The organism is Photorhabdus noenieputensis (assembly GCF_018448935.1).
In the GTDB taxonomy this organism is placed as follows: domain Bacteria; phylum Pseudomonadota; class Gammaproteobacteria; order Enterobacterales; family Enterobacteriaceae; genus Photorhabdus; species Photorhabdus noenieputensis.
Window position 1 is genome coordinate 186,749 of record NZ_RCWC01000004.1, and the last position, 26,363, is coordinate 213,111.

20 protein-coding genes, 1 pseudogene and 1 other annotated feature are annotated in these 26,363 nt (G+C 40.2%); of the genes and pseudogenes, 14 read left to right on the forward strand and 7 right to left on the reverse strand.

Annotation, left to right across the window (positions count from 1 at the left end; genetic code table 11):
- Positions 1 to 310: 310 nt before the first annotated feature.
- Positions 311 to 976 carry a PAS domain-containing protein gene (locus tag EAE91_RS05285; protein ID WP_214087569.1) on the reverse strand — a complete coding sequence of 222 codons (666 nt, stop codon included), beginning with the start codon at positions 974 to 976 and terminating at the stop codon, positions 311 to 313.
- 802 nt (positions 977 to 1,778) lie between these two features.
- On the opposite strand from EAE91_RS05285, the gene EAE91_RS05290 reads away from it, so the two are divergent.
- The 5 genes from EAE91_RS05290 to EAE91_RS05310 all read left to right on the forward strand — a co-directional run bounded on the left by EAE91_RS05290 (position 1,779) and on the right by EAE91_RS05310 (position 8,254).
- Positions 1,779 to 2,453, forward strand: coding sequence for a helix-turn-helix transcriptional regulator (locus EAE91_RS05290; RefSeq protein ID WP_214087570.1), 675 nt, complete (start codon positions 1,779 to 1,781; stop codon positions 2,451 to 2,453).
- Positions 2,454 to 2,794: 341 nt separating this feature from the next.
- Positions 2,795 to 3,796 (forward strand): LacI family DNA-binding transcriptional regulator, encoded by a 1,002-nt coding sequence (locus EAE91_RS05295; protein ID WP_214087571.1) that lies wholly within the window; start codon positions 2,795 to 2,797, stop codon positions 3,794 to 3,796.
- Between the two features lie 153 nt (positions 3,797 to 3,949).
- Positions 3,950 to 5,404, forward strand: coding sequence for a Na+/H+ antiporter NhaC (gene nhaC, locus EAE91_RS05300; RefSeq protein ID WP_214087572.1), 1,455 nt, complete (start codon positions 3,950 to 3,952; stop codon positions 5,402 to 5,404).
- A gap of 230 nt (positions 5,405 to 5,634) precedes the next feature.
- Positions 5,635 to 7,089 carry a Na+/H+ antiporter NhaC gene (gene nhaC, locus EAE91_RS05305; RefSeq protein WP_214087573.1) on the forward strand — a complete coding sequence of 485 codons (1,455 nt, stop codon included), beginning with the start codon at positions 5,635 to 5,637 and terminating at the stop codon, positions 7,087 to 7,089.
- Positions 7,076 to 8,254: a MalY/PatB family protein gene (locus EAE91_RS05310; protein ID WP_214087574.1), complete on the forward strand. Its 1,179-nt coding sequence runs from the start codon at positions 7,076 to 7,078 to the stop codon at positions 8,252 to 8,254. Before nhaC (EAE91_RS05305) ends, EAE91_RS05310 begins: the two co-directional genes overlap by 14 nt.
- Positions 8,255 to 8,486: 232 nt before the next feature.
- On the opposite strand, the gene EAE91_RS05315 is transcribed toward EAE91_RS05310, so the two are convergent.
- Positions 8,487 to 8,699, reverse strand: a complete 213-nt coding sequence (locus EAE91_RS05315; protein ID WP_036809145.1) for a helix-turn-helix domain-containing protein — start codon at positions 8,697 to 8,699, stop codon at positions 8,487 to 8,489.
- Between the two features lie 822 nt (positions 8,700 to 9,521).
- Between EAE91_RS05315 and EAE91_RS05320 the strand changes: the two genes are divergently transcribed.
- Both EAE91_RS05320 and EAE91_RS24050 read left to right on the forward strand, forming a co-directional pair.
- Positions 9,522 to 10,202, forward strand: a complete 681-nt coding sequence (locus tag EAE91_RS05320; protein ID WP_214087575.1) for a helix-turn-helix transcriptional regulator — start codon at positions 9,522 to 9,524, stop codon at positions 10,200 to 10,202.
- Positions 10,203 to 10,336: 134 nt separating this feature from the next.
- A pseudogene (locus EAE91_RS24050) lies at positions 10,337 to 10,426 on the forward strand (hypothetical protein); the annotation flags it as partial.
- A gap of 122 nt (positions 10,427 to 10,548) precedes the next feature.
- Here EAE91_RS24050 and EAE91_RS05325 read toward each other — a convergent pair.
- Positions 10,549 to 11,448, reverse strand: a complete 900-nt coding sequence (locus tag EAE91_RS05325; protein ID WP_214087576.1) for a LysR family transcriptional regulator — start codon at positions 11,446 to 11,448, stop codon at positions 10,549 to 10,551.
- Positions 11,449 to 11,717: 269 nt separating this feature from the next.
- Here EAE91_RS05325 and EAE91_RS05330 point away from each other — a divergent pair, with 269 nt between their 5' ends.
- The 3 genes from EAE91_RS05330 to abgT all read left to right on the forward strand — a co-directional run bounded on the left by EAE91_RS05330 (position 11,718) and on the right by abgT (position 16,112).
- A complete protein-coding gene (locus EAE91_RS05330; RefSeq protein ID WP_214087577.1) occupies positions 11,718 to 13,043 on the forward strand; it encodes a M20 family metallo-hydrolase in 1,326 nt (441 codons plus the stop codon).
- The gene (locus EAE91_RS05335; RefSeq protein ID WP_214087578.1) at positions 13,036 to 14,484 is read left to right on the forward strand and encodes a M20 family metallopeptidase; all 1,449 of its coding nucleotides are present in this window, start codon (positions 13,036 to 13,038) and stop codon (positions 14,482 to 14,484) included. The genes EAE91_RS05330 and EAE91_RS05335 overlap by 8 nt, the downstream gene beginning before the upstream one ends.
- A 101-nt stretch (positions 14,485 to 14,585) precedes the next feature.
- A complete protein-coding gene (gene abgT / locus EAE91_RS05340) occupies positions 14,586 to 16,112 on the forward strand; it encodes a p-aminobenzoyl-glutamate transporter (RefSeq protein ID WP_214087579.1) in 1,527 nt (508 codons plus the stop codon).
- A 377-nt stretch (positions 16,113 to 16,489) separates the two neighbouring features.
- On the opposite strand, the gene EAE91_RS05345 is transcribed toward abgT, so the two are convergent.
- The gene (locus tag EAE91_RS05345; RefSeq protein WP_214087580.1) at positions 16,490 to 17,515 is read right to left on the reverse strand and encodes an IS630 family transposase; all 1,026 of its coding nucleotides are present in this window, start codon (positions 17,513 to 17,515) and stop codon (positions 16,490 to 16,492) included.
- An 89-nt stretch (positions 17,516 to 17,604) separates the two neighbouring features.
- Here EAE91_RS05345 and EAE91_RS05350 point away from each other — a divergent pair, with 89 nt between their 5' ends.
- Positions 17,605 to 18,282, forward strand: a complete 678-nt coding sequence (locus EAE91_RS05350) for a helix-turn-helix transcriptional regulator (protein ID WP_214087581.1) — start codon at positions 17,605 to 17,607, stop codon at positions 18,280 to 18,282.
- Positions 18,283 to 18,634: 352 nt separating this feature from the next.
- Here EAE91_RS05350 and pheA read toward each other — a convergent pair whose 3' ends face one another.
- The 3 genes from pheA to bamD all read right to left on the reverse strand — a co-directional run bounded on the left by pheA (position 18,635) and on the right by bamD (position 21,520).
- Complete coding sequence (pheA, locus tag EAE91_RS05355; RefSeq protein ID WP_214087582.1) at positions 18,635 to 19,792, reverse strand: bifunctional chorismate mutase/prephenate dehydratase; 1,158 nt, start codon at positions 19,790 to 19,792, stop codon at positions 18,635 to 18,637.
- Between the two features lie 55 nt (positions 19,793 to 19,847).
- Positions 19,848 to 19,967 (reverse strand) — a sequence feature (Phe leader region).
- 184 nt (positions 19,968 to 20,151) lie between these two features.
- On the reverse strand, positions 20,152 to 20,502 hold the full coding sequence (gene raiA / locus EAE91_RS05360; protein WP_214087583.1) for a ribosome-associated translation inhibitor RaiA: 351 nt from the start codon (positions 20,500 to 20,502) through the stop codon (positions 20,152 to 20,154).
- Between the two features lie 286 nt (positions 20,503 to 20,788).
- Positions 20,789 to 21,520, reverse strand: coding sequence for an outer membrane protein assembly factor BamD (gene bamD, locus EAE91_RS05365; RefSeq protein WP_214087592.1), 732 nt, complete (start codon positions 21,518 to 21,520; stop codon positions 20,789 to 20,791).
- 138 nt (positions 21,521 to 21,658) lie between these two features.
- On the opposite strand from bamD, the gene rluD reads away from it, so the two are divergent.
- The 3 genes from rluD (at position 21,659) to clpB (ending at position 26,075) form a co-directional block, all read left to right on the forward strand.
- Positions 21,659 to 22,636: a 23S rRNA pseudouridine(1911/1915/1917) synthase RluD gene (rluD, locus tag EAE91_RS05370; RefSeq protein ID WP_214087584.1), complete on the forward strand. Its 978-nt coding sequence runs from the start codon at positions 21,659 to 21,661 to the stop codon at positions 22,634 to 22,636.
- Positions 22,637 to 23,368, forward strand: a complete 732-nt coding sequence (gene yfiH, locus EAE91_RS05375; protein WP_214087585.1) for a purine nucleoside phosphorylase YfiH — start codon at positions 22,637 to 22,639, stop codon at positions 23,366 to 23,368.
- Between the two features lie 133 nt (positions 23,369 to 23,501).
- The gene (gene clpB / locus EAE91_RS05380; protein ID WP_214087586.1) at positions 23,502 to 26,075 is read left to right on the forward strand and encodes an ATP-dependent chaperone ClpB; all 2,574 of its coding nucleotides are present in this window, start codon (positions 23,502 to 23,504) and stop codon (positions 26,073 to 26,075) included.
- The last annotated feature ends 288 nt before the right edge of the window (positions 26,076 to 26,363 follow it).

A 26,363-nucleotide genomic window follows, 5' to 3' on the forward strand; every position in this document is an offset into this window, starting at 1 on the left:
GAGTTTTATTATCGGAAAATATGAATAAAATGAACGGATTTAATATAGTGAAAATATGTATACAAAATAATTAAAAAAAATAAATCATTTTATGTTCTAATGAATTTATTTATTGCATTTATAATTAATTGATATTATTTCGATAGTATTTTAAATGATTTGTTTTTAATTTAAAATTTATTTGTAGCGATAATAGAGGTTTTTTATATTGAATATGCCTGAGGTTTTAACAAAATAAAATTCTGCTTGTACCTCAGGCATGATCAATAACACACGTCATAAGGCCAACTGCATCCGCAGAAGAAGCCCTTTAAGTTAATAAAAATTTCTCAGGTATATAGTGATAAAGATTATTGACTCGACAATATTCTTCTAATTGAAGAGTGGAGTTAATATTTATTTTGTGATATATCCTATTTATATGGTTTTCAATTACACTGGAATCGAGATTCAATATTGTTTCAATTTGTTTTCTCGTGCATTTCTGTAAGAAAAGGAAAATAATATCCCATTCACGTTCAGTAAAAAGATCTGTCGGTGGTTGGAGCAAAATAGATGAGGGAAGTTTATTATAATATTGATACAGACTCGTTAATGAATAGTCTTTCGCTTTCCAACAATGATATATTATACCTATACAACTTCCATCATCATGATAAAAAGGCATCTTTTCACAAAAATAAGATGATAGAATTTGTTCTTTACCAAATACATGTGTTTCAAGTGAGCATATTCTTTGCCCTTGTTTCATTACTTTTTGATCATGATGAATATATTCCTTTGCAAATTCAGCGCCATTCCAGGGGAGTTCATGATCATAAAGCCCACTGTAATCAAATGATGGTGAGAAGTTTTTGATAGAACTTAACGCTTTATTACCATAAATAAAACATGAAGAACTATCTTTTATTCCCCAAGGTTCATTACTTATTTCCATTGTATTGATAATCTGAGATGATATCGTACAGTTCTTCATAAAAACTCCTTGATAATTTGAAGATTAAATAAACATTCTACTATGGGATTCTCTGGTGTTTTCTGGGATATAGCAATAAAATTGACTTTTTTCATAAGAATTTTCTAGTTTTATGTATTATGACGGACTAAATTGCTGTTTATCATATTTAAAATAACGGGTTATATAGTAATACCTGTCAATCTGTTAGTTCAAAAGTACATTTATTGGTTAATTTATTATCTTACACGTTCAGATTCGTTCCAAGGAATTTCATGATTATAAGGCTTTCTGCAATCAAATAATTTCTCAATATTATAAGGAAATTATTTTTTGCTGAATTACCGTAAATAAAATATGGAGAACTATTTTTACGCCCTACGGTTCATGGCTTCTTTCCCATATGTTAATGAATTGTGGAGTGATATTTGACATAAGGTGCATTATTGAATATCTATCTATTTTGATGTAATTTTTTATTATAGAAGAATTAAGTATAATGTTTAAATAGGATTGGTTACTTAATTATATCCTTAAATTTCCGGTTTTTTAGATAAACAAGCATATTCCATACGAGTTTTACTTACTTTATCTTTAAAAATTTTTTGACACTTGGCAATGGATTATAAGCAATACCAAAAAGTGGTACACAAGTCACATTTTTACACTTCATGAAACCGGTTACATGAACAGCAAACTCATCTCACATTCCATTTGAAATAAATTCATTACTCTATACTTCCGACTATGAGGGAATACCCTTATAGAATGAATAGCTGTCCTTGCTAATTATTGAAATATTTTTCTATATTGAAGGCCATATATGAGTAAAATCACCCCTCAGTTAACAAATATGTGGGATAAAAGTCATGAATCATGGTTTGTAAAAGATAAGAATCTTCGTTTTATATATGCAAATAAAGTATTTATCAAATTAAGTCAGTTACCTGAAGATTTTGATGTCATGGGATATTCTGCTAAAGAATTACCTACACCGTTTAATTATCTTGCTCACCTTTTTGAAAAACATGACCGTAAAGTCTTACAGTCTATGCAACGAATATCATCTATTGGGGCTGATTTTCAAAGCAATGATCAACAAATTAAGCCCTATTTTTGTGAAAAATACCCACTAATGGATGAAAATAATCAATGTATTGGAATAATTTGTCGCATTAAAGAAATAAGTCATTTTTCGGTAGAAAATTATATTAAAAATGCCCCTTCGATATCCGTTAGGTTAAGACCACCTAACGATATTCTGACAGAGAAAGAGTGGATGGTGATTTTTTTATTCTGCCGAAGTATCAGCAATCAAGGTATTGCTAATGAAATGAACATTTCATGCTGTACCTTGGAAAGGTATTTTAAAAGTATCTATGAGAAATTATCAATTGAATCAATTATTGAATTGAAACTTTTTTGCGAAAAAAATGATTATGATCTTTATATTCCACCAAAATACCTTAAATCTATGAACTATTTCCTGCTATATTAGAGGCGATAGCTGTGCTCCAGCTCTTCTGTCACTTAATCAAGGGGGAATTTAAGTGACAGAGAGATATGATTTTCGGTGAATTAGTGACATGAATTACTTTCGTAGCTTATTTTCTGGGCCAGATCTAAGGGTTTCATCGTTGGTATATTGAAAATCCTATCATGTTCATACTCCCAACTGCTCTTATTCTATTGTTAAACCGTTCACTCAATATTATTAAGATAAGCTCAATTCACATTATTCACTTGAAATAAGGCATACAAATCCTTTCATGATAATCTGAATAAATTGAGATATAATTCTTCTTCATATTTATTTTGCATAACTGCTGAGGAGAAATTATGGCCACAATGAAAGACGTAGCCCATCGAGCTGGAGTATCCGTGGCCACTGTAAGCCGTGTTATTAATAATACCGCTTACGTCGATCCGGGCACTCGTGAGCGTGTAGAGAAAGCCATGCGTGAGTTCAACTATCATCGTAATTCTGCCGCACTTGCATTAGCGAAAAGGTGTGGGAATATGTTGGGTTTACTCACCGGCAATTTGGCTGATCCTTTTTTTTCCCTTTTGGCTCGTGGGGTTGAAAAAGTTGCCCGACAGGAAGAAGTAAAACTGATGGTTTGCAGTGGCGGACATCAAGCTGAACTTGAGAAATCTGCCTTAGATTTTTTAATTAATCAGGGATGCGAAGCAATAGTAGCGCATATTAGTAGGATGAGTGATGTAGATGTATTACGTTATGCAGCTCATACCCCAGGATTGGTGATTATCAATCGATATTTCCCTGCTATCGCTAACCGGTGTATCTGGTTAGATAATGTCAGCGCTTCTCAGATTGCTACCAACTATCTTCTTCAAAACGGTCATCGAAAAATTGCTTGTGTAACGGCAGATCTACCGATCGATGATAGAAGGCTTCGCTTGGAAGGGTATCAGACTGCAATGGCTAATGCGGGTATTACAGTACCTGGCAATTGGGTTATTAGTGTTCCATTCAACGAAAAAGGTGGAGAATTGGCAGCAGAAAAGCTTTCAGAAAGTGGCATCGACTTTACCGCGGCAGTAACATTTAATGATGTCATGGCTGCCGGTATGATGCGGTCCTTACATCAACGGAAAATTAAATTACCGGAACAACTGTCGATTGTTGGGTTTGATGATATTGTCCCGGCCCGATATCTCTATCCGCCCTTAACTACCGTACGCAATCCAATAGAACGAATGGCTCAGCGGGCGGCTAATCTGGCATTGAAACTCAGTGCCAAAAAAGAAATAACTCCACAGATGAATATGTTCTCAGCCGAACTCGTTATCAGAGATTCCGTTTTTTTAATCGAATAATAAAAAGCGTCGCACATAAGCGTAAAAACGATATACAGATCACATTTCACATTTCATGAAACCAATTACATGAACAAGTAATATCTATCACATCTCATGTGAAATAAATTTATTATCCTGTTTCAACAACCCACCTGAAACTGGAGTTTTAATATGGATGATAAAAAAAAGCTTAATCTGGGACTCGCTATACTGCCAATTGCGGCAATGCTCTTACTGTTAATTATTGGGTATGGTCAACTGAATTTACGCATCGAATCCCTATTACTGATATCAGCAGGAATAGCAGCTACTTTAGCGTATTGGCAAGGCTATCGCTGGAATGACATTATCGATGCTATTGTGGCAAAGCTGGCTAAAGCGATGCCGGTAATCATGATTCTGATTTGCGTCGGCGGGTTAATTGGGACCTGGATGTTCAGCGGAACCATACCGTATATGGTATATTGGGGGTTAAAGCTAATTAGCCCTCAATACATACTTATTACCGCTTTCTTTATCACGAGCGTTATCTCAGTCTGCACTGGCACATCATGGGGATCAGCCGGCACAGTGGGTGTTGCTCTGATGGGAGTCGCCGCTGGCCTTGATGTGTCTTTGGCGGCAGTGGCGGGGGCGGTTGTTTCAGGCGCGTATTTCGGCGATAAAATTTCACCGTTATCTGACTCAACTAACTTCGCTGCTATCGTTGCCGATACTGATCTTTACAGTCATGTTCAACATTTGATGTATACCACTATTCCCGGCTTTGTTTTAGCCGCTATTGTTTATTTGATTGCTGGTCATACAAGCTTAACAGGTAACGTGGCAACACCGGAAAAAGTCACAGAAATCGTGCAATCTCTTGAAAGCCTGTATCACTTCAATTTATTGCTGATTTTGCCACCGATACTGGTTTTGTGGGGAGCAATAACAAAACGTCCGGTGATACCCGTCATGCTTGCTGCCTGTGTATTAGCTATTGTGCTTGGCATAGGTCTACAGGGGCTTACCCTTAAACAGGGCCTTAATGCGTTGATAGATGGTTTCAATCTCTCGATGTTCTCTGAGCAGGGACATAACATTACCGGAGTCGTTAGCGATGTCTCCCGTCTGCTCAATCGTGGTGGTATGTTCTCGATGATGAGTACCATCTTGCTTGTATTTTGTGCATTCGCCTTCGCCGGCGCTTTAGCACTTACTGGCGCCTTGACCATTATCATTAACCGGCTTCTACAAGTTGTTCACACAACCGGGCAACTTATTGCTGCAACTTTGGCAACAACTATTCTGGTAACGGGCGCAACCTGCGACGGAAAGCTGGCTCTCCTCATTCCGGCGGAGCTGTTTAAAGGGGCTTATCGTCGCATGGGACTGGATAATAAAAATCTGTCACGGACCATAGAAGATGGCTGTACCGTCATAGAACCGTTGCTCCCCTGGACTTCTGCCGGTATTTATATGGCGACTACATTGGGTGTCAGTACGCTTGAGCTACTGCCTTGGGCAATCCAGTGCTATGCTGCGGTCTTCTTGGCTCTCATCTATGGTTTTACTGGTTTCGGTATCGCAAAAATCACGCCGGAAAACTCCCTGAATAAAAAGGAAATCCAAAGTGGAATTGCCTGATTTCAACCAGATAATCGATCGTTACAATACAAGCTCTGTTAAGTGGGATTTTTTAAATCGTCACTTGCACTTAAATAGGACTGACCTGCTGCTAATGTGGGTGTCTGATTTCGATTTTCAATACCCAAAAGAAGTCCTGCAATCACTACTACCAGTCAGTAATAGACTGGTTTTCAAGACGTCATAAATTGACCTTATACCGTGATTGGTTCTTAAATTGGAGTTTTTATATGGATGATAAAAAAAAGCTTAATCTGGGACTCGCTATACTACCAATTGCAGCAATGCTCTTATTGTTAGTTATTGGATATGGTCAACTGAATTTACGCATCGAATCCCTATTACTGATATCAGCAGGAATAGCAGCTACTTTAGCGTATTGGCAAGGCTATCGCTGGAATGACATTATCGATGCTATTGTGGCAAAGCTGGCTAAAGCGATGCCGGTGATCATGATACTGATTTGTGTAGGCGGGTTAATTGGGACCTGGATGTTCAGCGGAACTATACCTTACATGATGTACTGGGGGTTAAAACTGATTAGCCCTCAATACATACTTATTGCCGCTTTCTTTATCACGAGCGTTATCTCAGTCTGCACTGGCACATCATGGGGATCAGCCGGCACAGCGGGGGTTGCCCTGATGGGAGTCGCCGCTGGCCTTGATGTGTCTTTGGCCGCGGCAGCCGGAGCGGTTGTTTCAGGCGCGTATTTCGGCGATAAAATTTCACCGTTATCTGACTCAACTAATTTCGCCGCTATCGTTGCCGATACTGATCTTTACAGCCATGTTCAACATTTGATGTATACCACTATTCCCGGCTTTGTTTTAGCCGCTATTGTTTATTTTATTGCTGGTCATACAAGCTTAACAGGTAACGTGGCAACACCGGAAAAAGTCACAGAAATCATTCAATCTCTTGAAAGCCTGTATCACTTCAATTTATTGCTGATTTTGCCGCCAATATTGGTTTTGTGGGGAGCAATAACAAAACGTCCGGTGATACCCGTCATGCTTGCTGCCTGTGCATTAGCTATTGTACTTGGCATAGGTTTCCAAGGACTCACCCTTAAACAGGGCCTTAATGCGTTGATAGATGGTTTCAATCTCTCGATGTTCTCTGATCAGGGACACAACATCAGCGGAGTCGTTAGCGATGTTTCCCGTCTGCTCAATCGGGGGGGGATGTCATCAATGATGAAGACTATCCTGCTTGCATTTTGTGCATTCGCGTTCGCCGGTGCTTTAGCACTTACTGGTGCTTTGACTATCATTATTGACCGGCTGCTACAAGTTGTTCACACAACCGGACAACTTATTGCTGCAACCTTGGTGACAACTATTCTGGTAACGGGCGCAACCTGCAACGGAAAATTGGCTCTCCTCATCCCGGCGGAGCTGTTTAAAGGGGCTTATCGTCGCATGGGACTGGATAATAAAAATCTGTCACGAACAATAGAAGATGGCTGTACTGTCATAGAACCGTTGCTCCCCTGGACTGCTGCTGGCATTTACATGGCGACTACATTGGGTGTCAGTACGCTTGAACTGCTACCTTGGGCTATCCAGTGCTATTCTGCCATCTTCTTTGCTCTCATCTATGGATTTACTGGTTTCGGTATCGCAAAAATCACGCCGGAAAACTCCCTGAATAAAAAGGAAATCCAAAGTGAAATTGCCTGATTTCAACCAGATAATCGATCGCCACAATACAAGTTCTGTTAAGTGGGATTTTTTAAATCGTCACTTGCACTTAAATAAGACTGACCTGTTGCCAATGTGGGTGTCTGATTTCGATTTTCAATGCCCGGAAGAGGTCTTGCAAACACTCTACTCCCGGATCGAACATGGTATTTTTGGTTATAGCGAACGCGACGATCTCTATTACCAGGCGGCAATAGACTGGTTTTCAAGGCGCCATAAACTGACCTTGTGCCGCGATTGGTTTACGTCGATAGAAGGTGTCATACCTGGATTGGCTTTGTTGATACAAATGCTCAGTAAACCGGGGGAAGGTGTTATTGTACAAGGGCCCTATTATGCTTCATTCGCCAAAATTATTACTATGAATGGCAGGATGATGATTGAAAACCCGCTTCTTGAAAGTCAGGAAGGTTATAAAATTGACTATGGTCATTTAGAGCAAATGTTAGAACAACATAGGCCGCCTTTGCTATTGTTATGTAACCCACATAATCCTACTGGCCGATGTTGGAATAGTGACGAACTGCTCCAGATATTAATACTTTGTAAAAGGTACGGTACGACGGTAATTTCCGATGAAATTTGGGCTGATTTAATTTTGCCTTGGGGGAAATTTACCTCAATACTGCATTTGGGGAGTGAATGGCATAGCAACGTTATTGTTGCTACCTCGGCAAGTAAAACATTTGGACTTTCATCACTCCGTATATCAAACTTTCTCATTCCAGATCCCGAACTTCGACGTTCCTTTATCGATCGGTTGAATGCACATGGATTAGATGTATTCAACGTTCTATCTATGACTGCGGCTACAGCAGCATATCAACATGGGGACGTATGGCTTGATGAACTACAGCATTATCTGGCAGAAAACCGTTGCTGGTTCGAGCAGGCTTTAACGTCTGCCGTTCCTTGGTGCCGAATGACCAAAGCGGAAGGGACATATTTGGCTTGGCTGGACTGCCGTGATTTAGGTCTGGATGATGACACCTTGCAACGGACCTTATTACAAAAAGCAAAAATAGTCGTTTCAATGGGATTGAGTTTTGGCGATCAAGGAAAAGGATTTATCCGAATAAACTTGGGTTGTCCTCGTCAATATCTTGAAAAAGCAATCACTGGCTTAGCTCAGCTAACATCGTAAACTAAAAAGGTATCTACCAATTATTAATGCAGAAAAAAATTCACTATGGCAAATATCTTAAGTTGGCCTGATTATATATCTTAACTGGAGCTTGATAACAAAGCAGGGCGTTAGTAGCCCTGTTTTAATTCTATGGTCATACCTGAAATTTTCCATGAGGAAAGTTTCAAGTAATAAGCGCTCTCTCATTGGTTTTATATGAGAAGTTCGTGTTAATTTTGAAAATGACAACTCATTTAAAATATCTGCTCGGCCATATTTCGCAAGGTTCACAATTTAAAGCGGTAGCAATTAGCCGTTCACCTTTGGGCCACGGACGGTGTAGCGCATTACTTAAGGTAGATGATGCAAGCCCCGCTTCTCTTGAAATAGTAGAAAGATTTGTTCCTTGTTTTTTTAATGCTGCAATAATATCAGCTGGGTGCCAGTCGTCTTTTATAATCATTCCTTATTTTCCTCTCAATTTGGTTATTCAAGGTGCTATGTTCATACTCTCTCTTCAATTTGATATTTTTATATTTATACAGCTTTTTCCCTGAGTCCGCACAGGAGCGGAGTGTTAAAAAATAGCTGTACTAAGATATTAAACCCCCGCCAAGTACAGCCAAATATTCTCTGAATAGAAAATTGTCTAACGACCAAAAGGTCATAAATGAACTCTGATTGTTCAAAATTAAACTTTAAATGTGCAGAAATGTTCTTTTTAGATCGCTAAAGTATTTAAAAAGTTTAGTTATTTTTGGAAATGTTGGAAGCGGATGAAATACTTTAATGAATGTCTTAAGCTTTTCAGTTACAGGGAATGACACCAACTTAGTTAGCTCAGCGAATTGGTATGCAAGGGGATATATTTCAAAACTTCTAAATGATCACGCATCACACCTTGTCCATGTCCATTGTAAAAATTACACGATCATTATCACCTAACCTCCTGTCATTGCTTACTCAGTTGTCTATCTTATAGACAATAATACAATTAATTTTAATGAGTTGCGAGGTAGGAAAATTCAAATTTTAAATATTTCTTAATTGATAAAATCAACTATATAAATAATTTTCTTATCAAAATAATAATAATATTTATATTTTATAATATTTATAATATTATCTTAAGATTAATAAATTGTACGCTTTTTGACTGGATTGTTGTTGTGATATACTATATGGTTGAGCTGCTTCAAATATAATTAAGGTGACAATTCATTCAGATAATGTCTTAATGATAATTAAGAGGTTACTATGTCAAATATAATAAAGGAACAATAGCATGCATAATAAGTTAATTATTTCACCTCAAGTTATTAACACATTGGCAATAAGTAACGATCCTTGGGGAATAAAAGATAAAAATTCGTGTTTTATTTATGGCAATAAAGCGTTGAACGCCATTAAAGGTTTTTCTGATTTATTTGATTTCGAAGGATTTTATGATGATGAGCTTCCGTGGGATGGTGCTGAGTTTGCAAAAGAATATATTCATCATGATCAAAAGGTAATGAAAGAAGAAAAATCATATGTTTCACTAGAAACCCATGTTTGGGGGGGAGTAAAAACATTATCCTCTTATTTCTGTGAAAAATCACCTATTTATCATGAAAATGGTGATTGTCTTGGAATTATCTATCATTTGTGGAAAGCCCAAGATTATTCATTAACACGTTTATTTTATGGAAAACTCCCCGCTTCCATTATATTTCAGCCACCGACTGATTTATTTACTCCACGTGAATGGGATGTCATTTTTCTCTCTTTACATAAATATACCAGTAAACAAATTGGTAGAATATTAAATATTTCCTACCGTACTGTTGAGCACTATACGGCACAAATATATAGAAAGGTTGGTGTTAGGTCTGCTCGGCAATTGGAGGAATACTGTCGCTTTAATAATTATGATCTTTATGTACCAGAAAGATTTTTACGCCCTGAAAGCAGTATTTTTGTTTGAATTTCAAGCCCTGGCAATGCTCACAAGAGGAAATTGACGCATTATGTATTGCATTGATCGGAAAAAGCGAACATGACTAGCACACGATGAGCTTCTTCACTACCCGTTTAAGGAAGAACGGGGCAATCAATACCTATCTAAACAAGATTGAACGCTTGTGGCAATCATTACATGAAACGGTAACACGAAATCATTGTTGTCAGTATATGTGGCAGAGTTCATGAAGGCGAACAACAATCTGGAATGAAAAAAATAAGTGTACCACCATATGAAAGCTTATTTAGTCTATCCTGTCGGACCTGCGGGTCTATTCAGCCCCCCCTAATCCCCGCTTCAGGTGCAAAAATTAGTCACGACAATACATCCGAAAAAGTCTAGCCAAATGTTCTCCTGCGGGAGTTAACTTTGTATCTCTTCGTTGAACAAGGCAAAAAGTTGCAAACGGAAGCTCCTCTTTAAGGTTTAACGCCACAAATTGCTGGTTGAACAGAGTCTCATCAACCACATCCACAGCTACAATAGTTACAAAGTCACTTTTAGAAACTAAACTCATGCAAGCCATTAATGTTTCACACGTGACACTAAAGACAGGTGGATTATCCAACGATGAGAACATCTCAAATAACCTGCGATAGTAGGTGCCTTTCGGTGTTGGCATGGTCCAGTCACAATCAACTAATTCGCCTAAAGAGGTTGCATGCACTTTTGGATGTCCTTTTCGTACAATCACTTTGTACTCTTTTTTCATCAGTTTTTCGAAGCTCAATTCTGCATCTAAGCTGCCTGGATAATAGGTGTTCACGGTAAAATTCAGTTCACCTTGTCTGAGCTGAGGTAGCATAGTCAATAACTGTCCCTCAACAACTCTTAATTTTACTGTAGGATAATCACGGTGAAACTGTGTAATCACCTTTGGCATAATCGTACGTGCAATACTGCCAGCTACTCCAATATTGACTACACCACCAATCAAGCCAACTCGTTGCTGAATATCTTCCTGTGCAATTCGAAGCTCCTCAAGTATCAAACTGGCGCGTTGTAAAAAACTTTTTCCACACTCTGTCAAATGAATACCCTGGTTACTGCGTATAAATAATTTTGCACCAAGTGAATCTTCTAGTTCGCGAATCGATTTAGTTAAAGCAGGTTGTGAGAGTGACAGAAACCGACTAGCTGCTCTGATACTGCCATGACGGTAAATTTCAACAAAAGCGCGCAGTTGATTGAGTTTTATTGGTATCGTCATTTTTCTCTCTTGCGATAACTTTTAATTATATAGATAAAAATAATTGTATCTTACTTGAACAAAATTTATTGTATACATTAAAAATCAGTAATGAAAAATCGGACTGTATTTAAAATTCGACAAAAAATTTTTTTAATTATTAAGACAATAAAATTTTAAAAAATAAACTAATTCAATTAAAATTAAATAAATATTTTCAATAAAATCAATCTTGGTGAAATAAACCAAATATATTCTATTTTCCGCGATAACTAAAAGAGATAATTATTATGGGCACTTCATTAAGCGAATCTATTAAGCAAATTGTTGGACAATTACGAAACTGGCGTCGCGATTTCCACCATTTTGCTGAATCAGGTTGGTTCGAATTCAGAACAGCAACGATTGTGGCGGATGAACTGCACCGTTTGGGTTATAGCCTGAAAATGGGAAAAGACGTTATCAAGGCTGATGCACGAATGGGCTTACCTTCAGAACAGGCATTACAAGTGCAAGAACAGCGTGCTATTAAGCAAGGTGCTCTGACTGAATGGCTACCCCATTTTTCAGGCGGGTTTACCGGCATTGTCGCGACACTCGATACAGGAAAGCCTGGACCAACATTGGCTTTTCGGGTGGATATGGATGCGCTTGACTTGAATGAGGAACAAACTCACGTACACCGTCCTTACGCTGAAGGCTTTTCCTCTTGCAATACACATATGATGCATGCTTGTGGTCATGATGGTCACACAGCGATCGGATTAGGACTCGCTTGTATATTGAAAAAATATGAAAGCCAACTAACCGGAAAAATCAAACTGATTTTTCAACCTGCGGAAGAAGGAACTCGTGGTGCAAAATCAATGGTTGAAGCGGGCGTTGTCGATGATGTTGATTTCTTTATCGCTATCCATATCGGTACTGGTGTACCTCCAGGCGAATTGGTCTGTGGGAGTAATAATTTTCTTGCTACCACCAAAATCGATGTCACTTATCGTGGTGTTGCCTCCCATTCTGGTGCAAAACCAGAAGCGGGAAAAAATGCACTGTTAGCCGCAGCTCAAGCAACCTTAGGGCTGCATGCTATTTCTCACCATAGCGAAGGCAGCTCACGCATTAACGTCGGAGTGCTACAGGCAGGCATTGGCCGTAACGTTATTCCTGACTATGCATTAATGAAAGTGGAAACTCGTGGTGAAACTAATGAGATCAATGCATTTGTCTACCATCAAGCTCTCAATATCATTGAAGGCGCGGCAAAAATGCAGGGGGTTGAATATGGAATACAGTTAATGGGAGCCGCTCAAAGTAGCCAGCCTAGCCCAGTATGGGTCGATTTCATTTATCAACAGGCTCAACAATATATCCCAGAGCTTTCATCTGTTGTCAAAAGCCGTCAGCAAGCTGCCGGATCAGAGGACGCGACCTATTTTATGGAACGCGTCAAATCGAATGGTGGTCAAGCCACTTACCTTATTTTCGGTACAGCACTCAGCGCTGGTCATCATAATGAACGGTTTGACTTTGATGAAAACGTGATGACCACCGCAGTGAAAACATTAGCCACTATCGCCCTTAACCTACCTGATTTCGGAGTTCATCACCATGAATAATTCGTTAACTGAATTCATCCATGAATACATTGAGCAACGCCAAAGTGATTTTATTCACCTTAGCGATAAGATTTGGGAACACCCCGAGACTCGTTTTGAAGAAACCTTTTCTGCGGAGCTGCTTGCAAGTGCATTAGAAAATGAAGGGTTTGTTGTCCAGCGTGGGGTAGGCAATATTAAGACTGCGTTTATCGCCAGTTATGGCAGTGGATGCCCTGTGATTGCTTTACTTGGCGAGTATGATGCACTGGCTGGTTTAAGCCAAAAAGCAGGCTACTGCGAACCCATCCCTGTGGTTAAAGACGGTCACGGTCACGGGTGTGGACATAATTTACTGGGGACGGCCTCACTCGCTGCGGCATTTGCAGTGAAAGCCTGGCTGCAAAAAAATCGACAACTTGGAACTGTACGGTTTTACGGTTGCCCGGCGGAAGAAGGGGGTTCCGGTAAAACATTTATGGTCCGGGAGGGCCTTTTTGATGATGTTGATGCAGCAATTACATGGCATCCTGAATCATTCAGTAGTGTATTTAATATTCAGTCTCTGGCAAATATCCAAACAGCATTTCATTTCAAAGGGATTGCTTCACACGCAGCCAATTCTCCCCACCTAGGCAGAAGTGCTTTAGATGCTGTCAGTCTGATGAACGTGGGTGTTCAATTTCTTCGTGAACATATCATTCAGGAAGCACGAATTCATTATGCAGTGACTAATACGGGCGGTATGTCACCTAACGTTGTACAGGCTGATGCCGAAGTTTTATACCTTGTTCGCGCTCCACAACCGGATCAGACTCAAGATATTTATCAAAGAGTCATTGATATCGCTAAAGGTGCCGCCTTAATGACTGGCACGCGATTGAATATTCGTCTTGATAAGGCGTGTTCAAACTATATTCCTAACCGCACAATGGAAAGAGTGATGTATCAGTATATTCAAGCCTTTGGTATTCCTGAATATACTGATGAAGAACGCCAATTCGCCGAAAAAATTCATCAAACACTGACAAAAGATGATTTACGCAATGCCAAACTCAATGCAGCGCGAACAGCAGGCGAAGAGGGTAAACGTTGGAGTGAGCGACAAGGGGAAAAAGCACTGACAGATGAAGTCTTACCCTATGTAGAATCACAAGAGTTAATGTATGGATCTACCGATGTCGGTGATGTCAGTTGGGTAACACCCACAGCGCAATGTTTCAGCCCCTGCTTCGCCTTTGGCACACCACTGCATACTTGGCAATTAGTCGCACAAGGGCGTTCATCCATTGCTCACAAAGGGATGTGTCTTGCCGGGAAAATTATGGCCGTTACCGCGCTTGAATTATTAACAGACCCTGCTCTGTTAGCAGAGGTTCAAGCGGAGTTTAAACACCAACGGGATGAGCATCCCTATCAGTGTCCTATTCCGCCCGATATTAAACCATCACCTTTGAAATAACTTTGCTCCGATAAATACTGACTTGCCTACAGCGGTAAGCTAGCACTCAGTCATTTACATAGTTAAAAAATAATAATGACAGCAAACACAAAGGAAAAACCATGAGTGAAACAACTATCCCTGTAAATAAGAGCCCGGGACGTATTCTTGGTTGGATCGAAAAAGTTGGGAATAAAATTCCAAATCCTTTTATTTTATTTATCTATTTAATAGCTGTTTTAATGATAGCGACTGCTATTTTGTCTTGGTTTGATTTGGCCGTAAAAAAACCTGCAAATGGAGAGCTCATTAGAGTTAAAAACTTACTTAGTGCTGAAGGATTACAGTGGATTCTGCCTAATATTGTTAAAAATTTCAGCAACTTCACACCACTTGGCGCAATATTAGCGCTGGTCATTGGTGCAGGGCTTGCAGAAAAAGTCGGTCTGTTACAAACCCTGATGTATAAAATGGCTTCTGGTATTAATAAACGTTACGCCAGCTATATGGTGCTATTTATTGCCTTTTTTAGCCATATTTCTTCGGATGCCGCACTCGTTGTTATGCCTCCATTAGGCGCGCTAATTTTTATTGCGGTTGGTCGCCACCCTGTTGCTGGCCTACTGGCCGCTATTGCTGGTGTTGCCTCAGGATTTACGGCGAACTTATTGATTGTCACTACTGATGTTCTGTTATCTGGTATCAGTACTGAAGCGGCTAAAATGCTTGATCCCAACTTACACGTCAGTGTTATCGATAACTGGTATTTTATGGCAACATCAGTGATTGTACTGACGATTGCAGGAGCTATCTTAACGGATAAGTTTATTGAGCCACGCCTTCCAGTATGGGAAGGATGCCACAATGAGAAGTTAGCAAAGCTCACGGTACAACAGAATCGTGGGCTGCTAATGAGTAGTCTATCTGCCCTAATTTTCATCGGTATTGTTGCGTTGCTAGTTGTTCCTGAAAATGCCCTACTGCGTGATCCACAGACTGGCTCAATCATTCCATCGCCATTCATAAAAGGGATCGTGCCGGTTATTATTTTGTTTTTCTTCGTGGTTTCGATTACGTATGGCGTTTCCACAAAACAGATAAAAAAGTCTAATGATATTCCAGACTTACTCGTTGATCCCATGAAAAACATGGCTGGCTTCATTATAATGGTCTTCCCTCTGGCTCAATTTGTTGCCTTCTTTAACTGGAGCAACATGGGCAAATTTATGGCGGTAGGGCTAACCGATTTGTTAGAAGCTTTGGGTATGACAGGTGTTCCTGCCTTCGTCGGATTAATGTTTTTATCTGCCTTTTTATGTATGTTCATCGCAAGTGGTTCTGCCATTTGGTCGATTTTGGCACCTATTTTTGTGCCCATGTTTGTCCTGCTTGGCTTTCACCCAGCCTTTGCACAGATCATCTTCCGTATTTCTGATTCCGTAGTATTACCGTTGGCACCGATGTCACCTTTTCTGCCGCTTTTTTTGGGGTTTCTTCAACGGTACTATAAGGGTGCTCAGTTAGGTACTTATTACACGCTGGTATTACCTTATCCGCTGGTGTTTTTTGCCGTTTGGATATTGCTGCTTATAGGTTGGTATTTTGCTGGATTGCCCATTGGGCCAGGTATTTACCCTACATTGCTGTAACCCCATATAGGAGGCAGGCTGGTGGTCGAATGAAAGCGTCATTAAATGCGTTTTTTATAACTGAATCCAACAGGGCGGCAAAATGGAATTTGAAATGTATGATTAAGAATAATCTTAATCCGAGGCTACTCATATTGCGGAAACCATAGCAATACTATATGGCAATACTATAGCTTCTGATTATGAGAGAGTTCCCTATGGAACGAATCGCTTTTTTGCCGATTGTTGAAATATTTTTCTATACCCTATGGATTTCAAGATGGATCGCGACGGCAAGGGAGTGAATCCCCGAGCATAGATAACTATGTGACCGGGGTGAGCGAGTGCAGCTAACAAAAAGGCAACTTGAAAGATGACGGGTATATACCCAAGAAACTTCAAGATGCAGTTTTTAGCACCTGAAAATGGTCGTTAATTCTAGACGTCAGCGAATCCGCTATATCAGGTAGCGTTGTGGTGAAAAATTTGAAGACTTTGTCTCGAAATTCATGTTTATTAGCGAAATAACGGTTATTTCGAACATGTTCATTCATGACCTTCCATAATCGCTCTATTGGGTTTAAATTGGGGCTGTATGGCGGAAGGTAATGTAATTCAATATTGCTCACATAAGCCCACTCCTTAACAAGATGAGCTTTGTTGTAACCCGCCCCATCCACAATAAGATGAATTTTTTGATGATAGTCAGGATAAGACTTTCTTATTTCATTGAAAAAACAGCAAATATTGTAGTCATTGATGGTTTGATATTCCTGGAACACGGTACGACCAATAGCATTCAGGTTGAGGGCACCCAATAGATTCAGGCGAGTCCGGCTTCCTGTTGTTTTGACTGTTTTTTTCTCGCCTTTTCGCATCCAGCCATAACCGAGTTTGGTGCCTTGAGTCGGGTGAACAGCGTCAAGAAAAAGGATGGGTTCGTCTTTCGCTGTGACTTTAAGATTCTCATAATATTCAATAAATTGTCGCTGTTTTTCTGCGTCGAATTTATGAGGGACGCCACAAGGTTTTTTATAAGAAAAACCCTGACGGTGTAGCCATTTATTCATGCCGGGAATGCTAAAGGTAATCTTCCAGAGCTGAGCAACATAGGCCACGATTTCATGGGTGTGATGGAAAAGATGTTGAGATAAATGATTGATTAAAAAATCAGTTTGTTCTCGGGAAAGCAAACTATCAGACCCTCCATTGTCAGATTTAAGTTTACCTTGATTAAGGTAATCACTGATATGGCGGTCAACGGTGGTCTGATGGAGTCGCAATGCCTGGGCGATCATCACAGAACTCCACCCTTCAGAAGCCAGAAGGATAGCTTTTATTCTGTCTCGTACCTGACCATCACGAGTGGTGTCGTGAAGACGTTCAAGTTTGACTTTTTGTTCTGATGTAATAAATATTTTCATAGCGAGGATAATGATCTCCATTTCGGATAAAATCAAGCATCTTCAATGATTACGGGTATATTTATATTCAACTTTATAGAAGGTCATATATGAGTCAAATCACCCCTCAGTTAACAAATATGTGGGATAAAAGTCATGAATCATGGTTTGTAAAAGATAAGAAGCTTCGTTTTATATATGCCAATAAAGAATTTATTAAATTAAGTAAGTTACCTGAAGACTTTAATATCATGGGATATACTGTTAAAGAATTACCTACTCCATTTAATTATCTTGCTCACCTTTTTGAAGAGCATGATCGTAAAGTCTTACAGTCTATGCAACGAATATCGTCTATTATTGGGGTTCATATTAAAAGCAATGGTCAACAACTTAATCCTTGTCTCTGTGAAAAATACCCATTAATGGATGAAAAGAATCAATGTATTGGAATAATTTGTCACATTAAAGGAGTAAGTAACTTTTCAGTACATCATTATATTAAAAACGATACAACTATATCTGTTAAGCTTAAGCCACCTAATAATATGCTGACAGAAAAAGAATGGATAGTAATCTTTTTATTTTTCCGTGGAGTTAGTAATCAATGTATCGCTAATGAAATGAAAATTTCGTGTCGTACTTTGGAAAAGTATTTCCAAAGTATCTATGATAAATTATCAATCGGATCAATGATTGAATTGAAACTGTTTTGCGAAGAAAATCATTATGATCTCTATATTCCACAAAAATACTTTAAATCTATCAATCATTTTTTTCTGGATTAAGAGTGATCACTGGGAGCCTTAATAGATTGCGATTTCGTGATATGCTTGCCGTTTTTTCCCAGATTTTAAAACCGTGGTGATAGATGAAAAGCGGTTTTTATTAACACTGATTTTATCATTTTTAGATAAAACGTATTTAATCCTGCGTGAATGAATAAAAATTTTTTAATCCCTTGTTTTCAGATGGCACGAAAAGCGACAATTCATATTATTTAATCTGAGAAGTCGAGATTTACTAAATAAAGAGTCTTTAAACCGAAAGGTTAAAGGCAGTGAAAGTTTTCTCATTGATAATCAAAATGCTAAAAGCCAATAATCTGAACCGGATATTTTAATATCCGGTTCTTTTTAATCAAGAGGGGTTAACCGGAATCACACTTTCTGTTGGGTAACATCCCAATACCTTTAATGAATGAGTGATTTTCGCCAATGCTTTCAGGACGTGTTGCATATTGATTGAACGAATATTAGCTTGGACATCAATATAAAACATCTCTTCCCACGGATTTCCATTAATCGGGCGAGATTCCAGTTTACTCATAATAATATTATATTTTTTCAGCACCATTAGCGCATCTACCAGCGCTCCTGCCTGCTGTCCGGTTGCCATAATAAATGTCGTTTTGGCCGGTACTTGTTCTGCAACTTCAATAGGCTGACGGGCAACAATGATGAAACGAGTAATATTATGTGATTGATTTGCTAGATTCTGTGCCAGAACCTGTAACTGATAAAGTGCGCCGCCCGCTTCACTCCCTAAGGCTGCAATTTCTGGCGAATTCTGTTCGGCGACTTTTTGCATCGCTGCGGCAGTACTTTCGCAATATGTAATTTTCCAATGTGGGAATTGATTAATATATTGGCTACATTGTTGGAATGGTTGAGGGTGACTGTAAACCGTTTTGATCTCCGATAGCGTTGTGTCTGTTGCAATGAGTAGGCAATGGTCAATAGGAATGGTGATTTCTCCCACAATTGACAAATTGGTATGTTGCAACAAGTCATAAACATCATTGATGGAACCAGAGCTGGTATTTTCAATGGGTAACATTCCGTAATCCGCCTGGCCTGTTTCAACCAGGGAGAAGATATCCTGGAACTTGTGGCAGCTACATTCAATTAATTGATTGAAATGGCGTGCCGCATATTGGCGAGCTGCGATATGAGAATAGGAACCTCTAGGGCCGAGGAATGCAATACGCGCTGAATCTTGGGGTGTTTGATTTAGGTGTTGCTGCAATAATGCTTGTTGAGTAAGTACAGAATCTTCGATGATCGTTTGAAAGAGACGAGTGATATAAAAGCCATCAAGCCCGTAGTTTTTTCCTGTTTTAACGAGGACATCTAATAGTTCTCGTTCGCGATCCTTGTCTCTGATAGGGCGATTATCCTGTAACTTAGTTTGTGCAATATCAAAAGCTAATTGGCGACGCTCTGCTAATAGAATCAGTAACTTTAAATCGAGTTCGCTGACTTTTTCCCGTATTTTCAGCAAATTATTTTGATCCATAAATGGGTTCCTAATGGGTTATTCACATTCTGATAATAATAGGTTTGTAATGGACAGAAAAAAGCCTCCCGATGGGGAGGCTTGCTGTTCGTCTTCTCGTTCTTTTTCCAACGACGAAAGCCTCCCTTAGGGGAAGGTAAAAAAGAAAGAAAGGAAAAACAGGCTTGTATTCATCATATTCTCATATTCATAGTTTGTATGACCGCCTTTGCCCAATCGGGCGAAACTTCCCATTTCATCAGCAGCCGTCCGCACTGGACAAGGGTTTAAGTGGTTTTCGTTAATTAACCTTATGTTGTTGTTTCTGTCAACAAAAAACGCGTCCAAATTGGACGCGTTAGAGGTAATTCATTGTTATTTTATTGTGATATTTCTGGTTCTGTTTCTAGGTTAAGGTTTAATTCTTTAACACTGTTGTCAGTACGGCGTGCTTCCCCCTTATGCTGTACTTTATTCAATTGGCGCTCCAGTTTTGTTAATAATTCATTGATAGCAATATACATATCTTCATGCTTTGCACCGGCAACTAACATACCATTTGGTATACTTATAGTTGCATCAGCCCTAAAAATTTGAGGCCCTTTTGATAGAATAATATGAGGATTTATCAGATTTACTTGCCATTTATTTAGTTTGCTTAGACGTTTTTCTACGTGGTTGCGAATTGCCGGGGTAATCTCCATTTGTTTACTGGTAATATTCACTATCATATAGTTACCTCTCATTATTGATTATCCACCTTCAATAATTTCAGCATACATTTCTTTTTCATGAAAAAGGTGATCTAAATCACTATTTAGTCAGGCATGAGGCAACTAGTTGAAGTAATTGTGATTAGTGGTAAAAATACGAAGAATATCTATTGCAGGATTGAAGCTAATGAGACACTATTGACAAGTTGAGTCTTTTATTCTCCTAATTGATAAGCGGTCTTTTTGAGATTTGACAAGTAAAAATAAAACAGCGGTGCTAACCGCTGTTTTATCGTCTGCTTTTTTATACAGGATTAGCAGCAATGAGTTTCGCTACTTTATCTGCCTGAGCTATTAAACCCAAATGTGTATAAGCTTTTTCCATGTAAGGCAGTGCCTTGAGAGTTGACTGTGTATCAGGGTAATCCTGTAACATTTGTTCAACTCGATTTACCACCGCGACATAAGCGCCACGTTTGTTATAATATTCCACAACAGAAAGTTCATACTTTGCCAGACGCTCTTTGATAAACATTAAACGCTTAATAGCATCGGCAGTATATAGGCTGTTAGGATGATAGCGGACTAATTGGCTAAAATCCTTGAATGCTACCCTGGCGTGTTCAGGATCACGATCTGAGCGGTCAATGCCGAAGAAACTTTGCAATAGAGTATAATCTAAAGCTTGTGAAGTTAACCCACGCATGTACAGAACATAATCGATGTTGGGGTGAGTTGGATTCAAGCGTATGAAGCGGTCAATGGACGCGAGGGCCATTGGCAAGTCAGAGGATTTATAATAAGCATAAATCAGATCGAGTTGTACTTGCTGCGAATAGGGGCCAAATGGATAGCGATTATCGAGGGTTTCCAATTGCTTGATCGCATCTCCATAGCTACCCTTTTGCAGCTTTTCCTGACCCTTAGAGTAAATTTCCGCAGGTGGGCTGTCGGGGACAGCATTTTTATTACCAGAGCACCCGGAAAGTACCAGGCTCAATGTGGCGGCAGCCACCAGATATTTCATGCGTATCATCACGTGTTGATTATCCTCTGAGTGTTTTTCTGGGAGACTATCCATGAAGCTCCCGGCAAAAGATCGAGTTACAATAGCACACTATATTAAATTAAACGGCTCTGCCGTCAAAACTCAACGTAAGTGTAGAAACAATATATGGCACAACAAATACGACTTAATACAACAGTCGCCGAATCTCAGCTCGGTCAACGTTTAGATCAGGCTTTGGCTGAATTGTTCCCTGATTATTCAAGATCACGCATAAAAGATTGGATCTTGGATGACAGAGTTCAGGTTAATGGCAAATTAATCAATAAGCCAAAAGAAAAAGTGCTGGGAGGTGAAGAAATTGTCATTGATGCCATCATTGAAGAAGATGCGCGTTGGGAACCTCAGGATATTGCGTTAAATATTGTCTATGAAGATGATGACATTCTGGTGATAAACAAATCGCGTGATTTGGTTGTCCATCCGGGAGCAGGGAATCCAGATGGTACGGTATTGAATGCGCTGTTATATCGTTATCCTGAAATCGCCGATGTTCCTCGGGCGGGCATTGTTCACCGTCTTGATAAAGATACGACAGGGCTGATGGTTATTGCTAAAACGGTTCCTGCTCAAACGCGTTTAGTCGAATCGCTCCAACTACGCGAAATTACCCGTGAATATGAAGCGGTGGCGATAGGTCGTATGACGGCTGGCGGAATGGTTGAAGAGCCAATTTCTCGTCATCCAACAAAACGAACACATATGGCAGTACATCCAATGGGAAAACCGGCTGTTACTCATTATCGGGTAATGGAACATTTTAGAGCACATACTCGTCTGCGCCTGAGACTGGAAACCGGCAGAACACACCAGATACGTGTTCACATGGCTCATATCAGTCACCCGCTAGTAGGCGATCCTTTGTATGGCGGTCGCCCTCGTCCTTTGAAAGGGGCTTCTGATGAATTCCGTGAGGTAATGCGTAACTTTGATCGTCAGGCATTACATGCCACGATGCTGCGTCTTTATCATCCGATAACCGGCATTGAAATGGAATGGCATGCTGAATTACCTGACGATATGGTGATGCTGATTAAGGCATTAAAAGCAGATGCAGAAGCGTTTAAAGACGAAATGGATTGGTAAATGACCGCGCTTATTTTTCCAAACTGGCCACAACCGACGACAGTGAAAGCCTGTAGTTCTACCCGCTTAGGGGGAATGAGTTTATCACCTTACGATAGCCTGAATCTGGGTAAGCATGTGGGTGATAAACCTGATGTTGTTGAACAAAACAGGCATATTTTAGCGAAAATGGCAGAACTGCCTCAGCAACCAGTCTGGTTAGAACAGGTTCATGGCACACGTGTTGTGAGACTCAATGGTCAGCCACTGGAAGATAATAGAGCTGATGCTGTTTATACCAATATTCCTGGGCAGGTTTGTGCTGTGATGACAGCAGATTGCCTGCCTGTACTATTTTGCAGTTCGGCTGGTGATGAGGTTGCGGCTGCCCATGCGGGGTGGCGAGGTTTATGCGCTGGCGTATTGGAAAACACTATCGCTCAATTTAAAGCTAAACCTAATCAAATCCAAGCTTGGTTAGGGCCGGCAATTGGCGCGAAAAAATTCGAAGTTGGCAATGAAGTTTTGCAAGCGTTCACTATCCAGCATGCTGATTTGAGTCGAGCTTTTATACCTTTTGGCGAAAAGTATTTAGCAGATATCTATTTGTTGGCAAAGTTAAAATTGCAATCTGCTGGTGTGAAGGCGATTTTTGGCGGGGATGAATGTACTGTCACTAATAAAGAGAAATTTTTCTCTTATCGTCGTGATGGGATCACCGGACGTATGGCAACTTTAATCTGGCTGATATAACCTATCCCGTAGGGCGATCCGTTGGCGCATAAGAGAATATCTCACAATTTGCTTTTCAGAATAACCTTGAATATTTGAGGAATGGCCTCATTTAATCTCCAGTAGCAACATTCTGAACAGTATTGGAGGTGTTATGCGTCTGGATCGTCTTACTAATAAATTCCAGCTTGCTCTCGCTGACGCCCAGTCCTTTGCACTTGGGCGTGATAATCAGTTCATCGAACCAATTCACTTAATGAGTTCACTGTTAAAGCAAGAGGGTGGCTCTATTCGCCCATTATTAACATCAATTGGAATCGATGTGGGCCGTTTCAGCAATCAGCTTGAGCTGGCTTTAGAACGTTTGCCGTGGGTACAGGGTATTGGTGGTGATGTACAACCATCCAATGACTTAGTTCGTCATTTAAATCTGTGCGACAAACTAGCACAAAAAGCCGGGGATAACTTTATCTCCTCTGAATTATTTGTTCTGGCAGCCTTGGAAGAACGTGGCACATTAAGTGACATATTGAAAGCTGTTGGCGCAACAAAAGAAAAAATCACTAAGGCAATAGAACAAATGCGTGGTGGTGAAAAAGTTGATAATCAGGGAGCGGAAGATCAACGCCAAGCCCTGAAAAAATATACTATTGATCTAACTGAACGTGCTGAACAAGGCAAACTTGATCCGGTGATTGGCCGTGATGAAGAAATTCGCCGCACTATTCAGGTATTACAACGCCGTACCAAAAATAACCCGGTCTTAATTGGTGAACCCGGAGTTGGTAAAACAGCTATTGTTGAAGGGCTTGCTCAACGGATTATTAATGGTGAAGTTCCTGAGGGGCTTAAAAATAAACGCGTCCTTTCTCTAGATATGGGGGCGCTGTTAGCAGGGGCTAAATATCGTGGTGAATTCGAAGAACGTTTGAAAGGCGTGCTGAATGACCTTGCTAAACAGGAAGGCAATGTCATTCTATTTATTGACGAATTGCATACTATGGTTGGCGCGGGTAAGGCTGATGGGGCAATGGATGCCGGCAACATGTTAAAACCAGCCTTGGCCCGCGGTGAACTTCACTGTGTTGGTGCAACAACACTGGATGAATATCGTCAATACATTGAAAAAGATGCAGCGCTGGAACGCCGTTTCCAAAAAGTCTATGTTGCAGAGCCTTCCGTAGAGGACACTATCGCTATTTTGCGCGGTCTGAAAGAACGTTATGAATTACATCATCATGTACAAATTACCGACCCTGCAATTGTCGCGGCAGCAACATTATCTCACCGTTATATCTCAGACCGTATGTTGCCGGATAAAGCTATCGACTTGATCGATGAAGCGGGTGCCAGCTTACGTATGCAAATGGATTCAAAACCGGAAGCATTGGACCGCCTGGAACGCCGGGTTATTCAATTGAAGTTGGAACAGCAGGCGCTGAAAAAAGAGTCTGATGACGCCAGTAAAAAACGGCTTGCAATGCTTAATGAAGAGCTGATCGTAAAAGAACGCGAATATTCTGAACTGGAAGAAGAGTGGAAAGCTGAGAAAGCAGCACTAACGGGTACTCAGCACATAAAAGCAGAATTGGAAAGTGCTCGTATCAGCCTGGAACAGGCACGTCGCAGTGGTGATTTAGCGAAGATGTCTGAAATTCAATATGGCAAAATACCTGGATTGGAAAAGCAGCTTGCCGCAGCTACACAAGCTGAAAGTAAGCATATGAAACTGCTTCGTAACAAAGTTACCGATGCGGAAATTGCAGAAATTCTTGCCCGTTGGACAGGTATTCCTGTTGCCAGAATGCTTGAGAGTGAAAAAGATAAACTGTTACGCATGGAGCAAGAGCTGCATAAACGTGTCATTGGTCAGGATGAGGCAGTCAATGCAGTATCTAATGCGATCCTCCGTAGCCGTGCTGGATTAGCTGATCCAAATCGTCCGATTGGCTCATTCCTGTTCCTTGGTCCAACCGGTGTTGGTAAAACTGAGTTGTGCAAGACGTTAGCGAATTTCCTGTTTGACAGCGATGATGCAATGGTGCGTATCGATATGTCTGAATTTATGGAAAAACATACCGTATCAAGGTTGGTAGGGGCACCGCCAGGGTATGTTGGTTATGAAGAAGGTGGTTATCTAACAGAAGCTGTTCGTCGTCGGCCTTACTCCGTTATTCTGCTGGATGAAGTGGAAAAAGCGCACTCGGATGTATTCAATATCTTGTTGCAGGTACTGGATGATGGCCGGTTGACTGATGGGCAAGGTCGTACTGTTGATTTCCGTAACACGGTTGTCATCATGACATCTAATCTTGGGTCCGACATGATCCAGGAACGTTTTGGTGATCTGAATTATGGTGAAATGAAAGATATGGTGATGGGAATTGTTAGCCATCATTTCAGACCTGAATTTATTAACCGTATTGATGAAGCTGTTGTGTTCCACCCATTAGGGCGTGGGCATTTATCAGCGATTGCAGATATCCAATTGCAACGTTTGTACAAACGTCTGGAAGAACGTGGTTATCAGGTGACGATTACTCAGCAAGCATTGGATATGTTGGCGGAAGCTGGGTTCGATCCTGTTTACGGTGCACGGCCATTGAAGCGAGCTATTCAGCAGGAGATCGAAAACCCATTAGCTCAAAAGATACTTTCCGGCCAACTATTGCCAGGAAAACCAGTTACTCTGGATGTGGAAAATAGCCATATCGTCGCAAAGCAATAACTTTATATTTAATGAAAGAGAAAAGTTAACGAGATAAGGGGCAGGAAACTGCCTCTTTTTTTATCACTTTGCGCATTAAATCGCAATTTAGTACTGTTTTTGCTTAATTGGTGTTCGGATGAATTCTTTTTGTAATTAAACGCTTGCCAGCGTCAAAGAATTCCCTATAATGCGCCACCACTGACCGACACAACGCTGATAAACATTGTGAGGTCGGGCAGAGAACCAGCCAATAAGCGCTTGACTCTGCGGGCGAAAAGCGTAGTATACGCAGCCCGGCTGAACGAG